The 9,928-nt window shown below is 40.4% G+C and carries 8 protein-coding genes; 4 read left to right on the top strand and 4 right to left on the bottom strand.

Annotated elements, in window-relative coordinates:
• Nucleotides 1-209 precede the first annotated feature (209 nt).
• Nucleotides 210-1,190: a hypothetical protein gene (locus OQ5_RS24890; protein ID WP_255297576.1), complete on the top strand. Its 981-nt coding sequence runs from the start codon at nt 210-212 to the stop codon at nt 1,188-1,190.
• A complete protein-coding gene (locus OQ5_RS24885) occupies nt 1,084-1,878 on the top strand; it encodes a uridine kinase family protein (protein ID WP_255297577.1) in 795 nt (264 codons plus the stop codon). Before OQ5_RS24890 ends, OQ5_RS24885 begins: the two co-directional genes overlap by 107 nt.
• A gap of 269 nt (nt 1,879-2,147) precedes the next feature.
• Here OQ5_RS24885 and OQ5_RS0115145 read toward each other — a convergent pair whose 3' ends face one another.
• Complete coding sequence (locus OQ5_RS0115145; RefSeq protein WP_016778294.1) at nt 2,148-3,251, bottom strand: acyltransferase family protein; 1,104 nt, start codon at nt 3,249-3,251, stop codon at nt 2,148-2,150.
• 120 nt (nt 3,252-3,371) lie between these two features.
• Entirely contained in the window at nt 3,372-4,526 is a 1,155-nt protein-coding gene (locus OQ5_RS0115140) for a helix-turn-helix domain-containing protein (protein WP_016778293.1), read from the bottom strand.
• A 767-nt stretch (nt 4,527-5,293) separates the two neighbouring features.
• Between OQ5_RS0115140 and OQ5_RS0115135 the strand changes: the two genes are divergently transcribed.
• Together OQ5_RS0115135 and OQ5_RS0115125 are read left to right on the top strand one after the other, a co-directional pair.
• Complete coding sequence (locus OQ5_RS0115135; protein ID WP_016778292.1) at nt 5,294-5,605, top strand: DUF2752 domain-containing protein; 312 nt, start codon at nt 5,294-5,296, stop codon at nt 5,603-5,605.
• Between the two features lie 460 nt (nt 5,606-6,065).
• Nucleotides 6,066-6,410 carry a TM2 domain-containing protein gene (locus OQ5_RS0115125; protein ID WP_026055325.1) on the top strand — a complete coding sequence of 115 codons (345 nt, stop codon included), beginning with the start codon at nt 6,066-6,068 and terminating at the stop codon, nt 6,408-6,410.
• A 456-nt stretch (nt 6,411-6,866) separates the two neighbouring features.
• Here the strand turns inward: OQ5_RS0115125 and lpdA are convergent, their stop codons facing one another.
• Together lpdA and OQ5_RS0115105 are read right to left on the bottom strand one after the other, a co-directional pair.
• A complete protein-coding gene (lpdA, locus tag OQ5_RS0115115) occupies nt 6,867-8,258 on the bottom strand; it encodes a dihydrolipoyl dehydrogenase (RefSeq protein WP_016778288.1) in 1,392 nt (463 codons plus the stop codon).
• A gap of 572 nt (nt 8,259-8,830) precedes the next feature.
• Nucleotides 8,831-9,928 carry a TlpA disulfide reductase family protein gene (locus OQ5_RS0115105; RefSeq protein ID WP_016778286.1) on the bottom strand — a complete coding sequence of 366 codons (1,098 nt, stop codon included), beginning with the start codon at nt 9,926-9,928 and terminating at the stop codon, nt 8,831-8,833.

Below are 9,928 nucleotides of genomic sequence, written 5' to 3'. Positions count from 1 at the left end.
TGAAGGATAGATTGTTAGAGGATGTGATAAAACATATAACACGCTAACAACATTAACAACTTAACAATTATTTGCATTTCAAAAGAAATATAAACGCAGAGACGCAATAACACAAAGTTTTTTATTATGGATAGAGACACCCAATTTGGGCGTCTCTACCTTACCAGGCTTCAGTAAAAGTTAAACTTAGTATTGATACTAACTAAAATATGGAAAAAACAATAAGAATAAAATGCCTCAATAATAACAACACTTTTTTTGTTGAAAGAGGTACCACTCTAAAAGAAATTGCAGACTCCCAAAACATTAAGCTTGACCATCCCATTTTAGGTGCCATGGTCAACAACCAGATAAGAGAACTCTCTTTTGAAGTATATAACCCAAAAACCATTGAGTTCATTGACATTACTCATAAAGACGGAATGAGAATGTATATCCGGGGACTCTCTTTCTTGCTTTACGTTGCAACACGGGAACTGTTCCCCGAAGCCCGGCTGAGAATTGATCATTCGGTAAGTAAAGGCTTTTACTGCGAATTGCGTGACATCGATTATCAGCCTGCAATAGACGATGTTTTCGAACTGGGGCAAAGAATGAGACAACTGGCCGAAGAAGACATCCCCATCGTTCAGCACAAGGAGGAAACAGAAGATGTTGTTGAATTTTTCCAACAACACGGTTTACACGATAAGGTAGAGCTATTGCGTCACCGGGGACAATACTACTCTACCTATTATACCATGAAAGACCATATTGGAAAATTTTACGGATTCATGGTTCCCTCTACAGGATATCTGAAAGTGTTCGATTTAAACAAATACTACAACGGGATGTTGCTCCAGGTTCCCAGCCAGGAAAATCCGAATGAAGTACAGGAATTGGTGGAGCAAAACAAAATGTTCGAGATATTTCGTGAGTTCAGTCACTGGAATCAGGTACTCAATGTGACCAATATCAGTGACCTGAACAATGCTGCCACCAATGGGAAAGCCGAACGTCTCATAAAAGTCAGTGAAGCACTTCATGAGAAAAAAATTAGCCCAAATTGCAGACTCCATCTCCGAACGCAGAAAAGATGTAAGGATTGTTCTGATCAGCGGGCCCTCATCCAGTGGAAAGACCACCTTTGGGAAACGGCTGGCTATCCAGCTATTGGTCAATGGCATCTGCCCCCTCAATCTTTCACTTGACAACTATTTTGTCGATCGCGATAAAACACCTCTTGACGAAAACGGTCAATATGACTTTGAAGCACTCGAAGCTCTGGATATAAAGCTGTTTAACCAACACCTTCAGCAACTTCTTGCCGGGGAAGAAATAAACCTGCCCAAATTCAATTTCGAGACCGGTAAACGCATGTTCAACGGCGATTCGCTGAAAATGCGAAGAGACAATATCATGATTATAGAAGGAATTCACGGGTTGAATCCAAAGCTGACCCATTCAATAGAGAATAAGACAAAATTTAAAATTTATGTTTCGGCGTTGACCAATATCAATATTGACGACCAAACCAGGATTCCAACAACCGACAATCGTTTGATAAGGAGAATTATCCGCGATTACCGCTATCGTAATTATTCGGCGCTTGAGACCATTTCACGCTGGGATAGTGTCCGTCGCGGCGAAGATAAACACATTTTTCCCTACCAGGAAGAGGCCAATGTCATGTTCAACTCAGCATTGCTCTATGAACTGGCAGTACTTAAGCCTTATGCAGAGCCCATTCTGCTCGAAGTTCAACCCAACCAGCCGGAGTACTCGGAAGCCAACAGATTGCTGAAATTTTTCAGCTATTTTAAGCCCATCCAACAAAGAGAAATTCCGCCAACCTCCATTCTCAGAGAATTCCTCGGAGGAAGTAGCTTTACCTATTAACAATAGATCGTTAGATTTTCAGATATAAGTAACTTACAGGCAGAAGCAAGGGCATGGTGCCAGGAGAAAAGGTTGAAGGGCAGGATAATTAGTGCCTGTCTATAAAGTAGGAAAAGTTTCCTACTTATCATGTTTCCGTTCAGAAAGTGTCATTTACAAGGCTTGCGAAGTCCGAAAATACGGAGTTTACTCATCGTAAATGAGTAATTTTCGGACGAGCGTAACACAGTAAATGGCATTTTATGGACGGAAACTAATTATATCGAACACTATTTCTTTAATCCAAAACAAAGATGCAGATATCTGGACCTTGAAATGATGCCGGCATACAATATCGCAATAATAGCAAAACTCCATGTGGTCAAAAGCAATACCTTTCCCCATACTGCCATGGGGATAGCAAGCACCCAGTAGCCAACTACTATTATTACGGGCTGGTGAATTAAATAGAACGGATAAATGGCCCTATTCAGGGACTTCCTAATCGCATGGTCTTTGTTCAGATATTTTGCTCCATACCCCAGGATGGCCAAACTAATGAACCAACTCATCACAACGCCAATCTCATCTTTAACCGTTTGCAGTATCGAAAAATGAGAAAATTCAGATACTCCTGTCCATGCCGCAATTGTTATGACCGACCCCCACAACCAGATTTTTCTTTGAATCTTGATGTTCGCTACCACAGCAACATTTCCAAGTAAACAAAAACCCAGTAAGAAATAAATAAAAAACAAGGTCATATAAGCCCAGTCATCAGAGAAAGCATGTGTCTCTTCCGGGAACCAGGGCCTTAATAATATCTGAGAAAGAAGAATTGGTATAAAAAAGATGCCTAACCCTCCTTTCGTACCAGAAAGCTTCTCAAGTTTTGGTTCAATGATGTTCGAATAAAATCCGGTTCTGAAAAAACGGATAAAAGGAATGAAAACAGTCGAAATGAAATAGAGATAAACAATAAACCACAAATGATGCCAACTGAAATTACCTTCGGGATAAGAACCTTCGAACAGGTGGGTATAAAAGTCCCAAAGACTTGAATAAGAAGAAATCCGTTCAATATAAACCTGAACGGGAACCAGCACAAATATCCCGAAAATGACAGGAATCAGAAGCCTTTTTGTTCGTTCGGTAAAGTATTCACCGGTAGACCTGTAGCCCAGTGCAAAACGGGTGCCTGCACCTGAAACCATAAAAAGCAAAGGCATACGCCATGCATGTAAAATTTCCATTATGGGATTGAGCGCTTCCAACTGAACATCATTTTTAATGTGCCAGCCCCATCCGTTAAAAACCATTCCTATATGATATAAGAAAACACTCAGGATAAGCCCTATTCTGATCCAATCGATATAATATTGACGCTTGTTCATAATGCAGTTTTTTATTCTGCAAATCAAGCTTGTTTTTTCTCAAACGATGTATCTTTTCATCGGCAAGGTGTGCTTCCCGATAAATAAATACACCTGCTGTCAGACACAAAAACACGTATATCAGCCAAAAGAATCTCTGTAACGGGCAGGTGTAACCCCAACCATTTCCCTGAAGGCTTTATTGAAAGAAGACTTGGAATTATATCCTACCATCTCTGCAACTTCTTCAATCTTATATTTGTCCTTTTCTTCTCCTGAAAGAATTTTCTTTGCCTCTTTAATCCGGAATGAAGCCAGCCAGTAGAAAAAGTTCATCTCAAACCGCTCATTAATAACCTGGGATACACGATGGGGTGTCTCTCCTATTCTTTCGGCTACAGAAACCAGAGATACCGTATTGCATGTATAGTACTTTTCCGATTCCATCAAATGAAGAAGTTTTTGGCGAATCTCTTCTTTCTGATCATCCGAAAGATTTGATTTCATGTACTTTACCGAGTCATTCTTTGTTTTGTCGGAAAAGAAGGTAGACCTGCTGATAATCATAAAACTTGTAAAATACATCATCAGCGCTATATAACTGGCAATAAAGAAATCCCCCAGATCGCGACCAAAGCGAATTTTTACAATAATAAAGATTATCAGCACAATAGTAAAATGAATAACAGAATTGCGATAATGCCCAAGGTCATGCACCCTCAAAGTAAAAAAAGAAAGTCCTTGCTCTTTATATTTTGAAATTAAAAGCTTTAATGACAAAAACAGGTAAAGCAAAAAATGTAGCAGGATGATTTCATTCAAATATCGCCGGATATAAAACGGATCTGCATTAAAAATAGAATGATTCTCACCGTCACAAAGTTCAGGATAATAACTATACAGATAAGATTGCAAACGAAATTCGATGGGTTGCAAGAAATAGAAGAGACTGTAAACCGAATAAAATGCAAAAATAATAAAATGCCAACGCTCCTTTAGCTCCTGACCCGGATTCAAGCCTGACCGTATGTATAGGTACAACAAGGGGGCAACTGCAAAAACAAGAGGTTCCGAAAAATTATCAAGAAAAGGAATCCGGCTCATCATCCCGGTGTAATTCAATAGGATTTCCAGAATAATAAACGAAAGCGAAAGAATAAACAAGCCAAGATAAAAATTACGCCTTATCTGCCGGCTTCTTTTTCTGAGTAAAAAGTAACTTATAAAGAACCCCTGGCAAACGCCCAGCAATATCAATACGGCATAAAAGGTAATTTTGACTTCGACCTGATGCATTGATCCGTTTTTTAAGAAATACTTGCAATTGTAACGATTAACAGGTTAAAAATATATATTTCGAATTAGTGCGTGTCTATAAACTCGAAAAAATTTATACATTATGTGTCTCTATTCAGAAAGTGCCGGATGCAAGGCTTGCGATGCCGCCAAAAACGCAGTTTACTTTTCGTAAATGAGTATTTTGGCGGCAAGCACAACACAGCAAATGGTACTTTATGGACAGACACGAATTAATCTTCCTAACAAATTATACTATTCGGGCTAAAACATTATAAATGACGAAAATAAATCTTCCGATATGTTTCGACATTGTAAGATATATTGTAAATTGACGCCAAAATAAAAAATCAGTGAAGCGAACGTGGCAAAGGTTGCCCTGGCAGATCGTTGGATTTTTTGATTTAAGCAACTTATAGGCAGAAGTTTGCCAGGCAGAAGGCAGAAGTATGGGCATGGGGCCGAGGGCATGGAGCATGGGGTAATGGTAGAAATGTGAGAAGGTAGAAGGGCAGGATGGTAGCATGAAGCACAGGGCATGGAGCATAGATTGTTAGACTGTTAGAGGATGTGATAAAACATATAACACTCTAACAACATTAACAACTTAACAATTAAAAGTTTTGCATACAAGTTCCATCAGGCCAATAACTTAAGTAAATTTTATACTGATAAAACGAGCATGACAAGGTTTGTCACAAGAGAACATGTATAAACCCAATCATGCGAGTTCCATCAGACCAATAACTTAGAGTAATTTTATACTGATGAAATACATCTTTCATCGAAAACATGTGGAAGCATTTATCTGGATTGGAGGACTACTCTCTCTTGCCATCACCGACCCTTCGACAAGTGGTCATTTGTCTCTATGCCCGTTAAAGAATGCAGGATTTGATTTTTGTCCGGGATGTGGATTAGGACATTCCGTATCATGGCTTTTCAGGGGAAATCTGACAGCATCATTTCAAAGTCATCCCCTGGGAATACCGGCCGTTATTATCTTATTAGCAAGAAGTTTTAATCTTTTGAAGAACGATGTACATTTCAAAAGAAACATAAACGCAGAATCGCAATGACGCAAAGTTTTTATTATAAGACCTGATTTTTGCAGAAGTCAGGTCAACCCCGATTTAGGAAATCACTCATTCGGGTGAAGCATGTGACCAAATGAGAAGATTTACTTAATCGAAATCGCAGGGAATTCATCACAATTTTAAACAACTGCTTCCACCGGTAAATGTTAATTGTCAACATATCACAATTCAAAAGCGAGTTTTAAGATTCGCACTATTTAAAAGGCCCGGCGGCCTGTCCGCTTTCCGGGCCGGCGGATGGCGGGAAGCCTAAACGGGCGACTTTCATGACCTTGCACAATGGCCGGAAATTTTGGCTTTTGCGGAAGGATAGGTTTAAGCGGACCAGACCTTTTTGGTTCTTTTTTGGGCAATGCCAAAAAGAACAATGGAAAATAAATTTGAAACAGGCTGCTGACTTTTTCAGCAGCCTCTATATAAATTCAACTAAACCTTAGAAATAATGGAACGAATCTACAAACTAATGCCCGAAGTTGAAATGGAAGAGGCCTATTATCTGGACAATCTCCTTAAGGACAAAACCGACCAGCAGGTCAAAGATTTTCTTATGGTATACAGGGCACGACGACGTGATCCGCAAATAACTTTATTGACAGCCTTAATCGGATTCCTCGGCATTTCAGGTATTCACCGCTTCCTTCTAAACCAGATAGGAATGGGAATTCTTTACCTGCTTACTATGGGGCTCTGTTTTATTGGTACTATTGTCGATCTGGTCAACCATCGTAATCTTACTTTGGAATATAACCAGAGAATGGCCAACAATCTTAAACTAATGATGCGGTAAAATAAACCCAGGCATTGCCCGAAAGCACACCACCCGTTCTCAACCCCTCTTATTAATGCTTTAATGCCATAGGAGCCGACCGGCTATGATTATTGATCCCATACGGCTTTAATTATCAAAGCCGACCGGCTCTGACAATCAGAGCCGGCTGGCTTTAAACATCAGAGCCGGCTGGCTCTGTATCTCCGAATAACTTTATCTGTTTAAAGATTGCAGTACACTTTTGTTTTCTGTTCAGCCCCTGTTGTCGTCTTTGATTAATCAGGCTTTTCCGCCTTTCAGGTAAAATAAAAGGCCGGAATGCGTCCTGTCTTTAAAACATTGCATCATTGTAATAGCACGTACTGCCTGTTTATAAAAAAGGCCTGAGATAATTATCTGCAGGCCTTTAAACCAAGAAAAATGGCAAAACATTTAGTCTATAATGTAAAATAAAACCACCTAATACCAGAAGAATCAAATATGAATTACTTCGTCATAAGCGGCAGCGGCGGCCTCCATAACAGCTTCCGACATGGTTGGATGCGGATGAACTGCTTTAATGATCTCGTGTCCGGTGGTTTCCAGTTTACGAGCAGTTACAAGTTCAGCTATCATTTCGGTAACATTGGCACCAATCATGTGTGCTCCAAGCAATTCACCATATTTGGCATCAAAAATAAGTTTCACAAAACCGTCTTTATGCCCGGCAGCACTGGCCTTTCCACTGGCTGAAAACGGGAATTTTCCTACTTTCAGCTCATAGCCGGCTTCCTTCGCTGCCTTTTCTGTCATGCCAACACTTGCCACCTCGGGCGATGTATAGGTACAAGCAGGGATATTGCCATAATTCAGCGGTTCCACATCCATGCCGGCGATTTTTTCGACACAAATAATTCCCTCGACCGATGCCACATGAGCAAGCGCCTGTCCGGGAACAATATCTCCAATAGCGTAGACACCTTCAACCGATGTGCGATAAAATTCATCAACCTTAATCCGGCCCTTTTCAACTTCAACACCGGCTTCTTCCAAACCAATATTTTCAATATTCGGAGCAATTCCAACAGCAGAAAGAACGATGTCAGCTTCAATATTTTCTTCTCCCTTCCTGGTTTTTACAGCTACTTTAACCTTATTCCCCGATGTATCTACACTGGTCACCTCCGAACCAGTCATTACCTTTATGCCGGCCTTCTTGAATGACCGTGCCAGTTGTTTCGACACCTCCTCGTCTTCCAGTGGAACCACATTGTCCAGATATTCAACAAGAGTAACCTTAGTACCAATGGAATTGTAGAAATAAGCAAACTCACTGCCTATTGCACCTGACCCGACAACAACCATCGATTCCGGTTGTTTTTCAAGCGTAAGCGCTTTGCGGTACCCGATAATCTTTTTCCCGTCTTGAGGAAGGTTTGGTAATTCACGGCTACGTGCCCCTGTGGCCAACAAAACATGTTTGGCCTCAACCGTCTCTTTCCCCCCATCAGTTTTTTCAACCTCAACCTTTTTATCCCTGGTTAGTTTTCCTGTTCCCTCAATAACCTCAATTTTATTCTTTTTAAAAAGATACTGTATTCCCTTGCTCATGCCTGCTGCAACTTCCCGGCTGCGTTTGATCATGGCAGAGAAATCAGCATTGGCTTTACCCTCAATACTGATACCATAATCCCCCGCATGCTGTAAGTACTCAAAAACCTGGGCGCTTTTCAACAATGATTTGGTGGGAATACATCCCCAGTTTAGACAAACTCCACCCAGTTCTGCTCTTTCCACAACACCGACTTTCATTCCTAATTGAGAGGCCCTGATGGCAGCAACATAACCCCCGGGGCCACTTCCTATTACTACGAGATCGTAATTCATAATATTTTATCGTTTGATTCTTTATTAGATTATAAAACTAAATAGTCCCTGTCTATAAAAGTAGGAAAAGATTCCTACTTATCATGTGTCTAATGATATTTCATCCGTATAAAATTTATTTATTAAGGTCGAATGGAACTCACATGCAAGAACTTATAATTGTTAAGTTGTTAATATTGTTAGAGTGTTATATGTTTTATCACCTCCTCTAACAATCTATCCTTCAGGATACCATCCGGCCCTTCTACCTTCTCACCTTTCTACCATTACCCCATGCCCATACTTCTGCCCCATGCCCATACTTCTGCCCTTTTACCCTATCACCTTTCAACCTTCACTCTTTGCTCCACGCTCCTTGTCTGATGGTTACTTATATCTAACAATCTAATGTGGCAATCCCTGCCATGCTCGTTCCGAAATTAACATTCGATTATACCTTAAACAATCATTTTTCTGCTTTGTTGAAAAAGCCAGCCAATGCAAATAAAAAAACCGGCTTCCAATAAAAGAAACCGGTATTAAAAGTGGTTTTGACCCGTAGTTTCAAACCCTTCTTTATAGACGGGCACTAACTATAAAAGTTCTTCCAGCTTTTCCTGCAATGCTTCCCCACGAAGGTTTTTCTCAATTATCACGCCTTCTTTGTCGAGCAGCAAAGTGAAAGGAATGGACTGTACACCATACTCATTAGCAACATCGCCTTCCGGATCGTGCAACTGAACCCATGTAATATTATCTTCTTCAACTGCTTCCAGCCATGGTTCTTTTGTTTTGTCAAGTGATACGCCGACAATTTCAAAATCATCACCACTATATTGCTGATAGGCTTTTACCATATTGGGGCTCTCTTCGCGACAAGGTTTGCACCATGAAGCCCAGAAATCAAGGAATACATACTTCCCGTCGAAGTCTTTAAGACTAACTTCGTTTCCTTCGATATCGGTAAGTGTAAAATTCGGAGCTTCTTTCCCAATTTGTATCGCTGTTTCAGCAGCTTTTCTCTTTTTCATGGGTTCCAGAACATCTTTAAGTTCCTGGACATAAGGGTGACCTGGAATATTCTCTTCGAAAGAGGCCAGCAACTCCTCCAGTTCTTCCATCTGCAAAGAATTGGCCATATTCAGAGCAAGAAAAGCACCAACAGCGTTATCGGTATTCTCGAAAACAAAGTTTCGGTAATACTCCTGCTGCGATTGCATAATAGATTGATATTCTGCTGCAAGTGACTGCATCTGTTCCTGATCACCAGATTCCCGGGCAGCCATAAATTCCTGCTGAAGCGACTCAGCCCTGTCCATTGAAGGCACCGAATTGTTAAACTCCATAAATATTTCATTCAGTTTACCTCCAACTATTTCTGCATCCTGCAGATTCTCCAGATTACCTGAAATTTTTATGTTCTCCGGTTCAAGGAAGAAAGCAACAGGCATTCTGTTGTCATTGATTTTAATCAAATGCAACTCCGGATTTTCAACGGTTCCAGAAAACTCAAATGTTCCATCAACAATTTGTGTACTGTCTACAGCCTCAGTTCCGCCTTTTCCAACTTTTTGAAGAACAGCCGTTCCTTCACTAACGCCGTCTATTGTTCCTGACACCGTGTATTCATCTGTTTTACCACAAGATGCCAGTAAAACACCAATTCCTAATAAAAAAGCAATTTTTCTCAT

This window comes from Anaerophaga thermohalophila str. Valhall, from assembly GCF_000250735.1.
Lineage (GTDB): Bacteria > Bacteroidota > Bacteroidia > Bacteroidales > Marinilabiliaceae > Anaerophaga > Anaerophaga thermohalophila_A.
The sequence above is the reverse complement of the archived record's forward strand: the minus strand, read 5'-3'. Positions and strand labels throughout refer to the sequence as shown.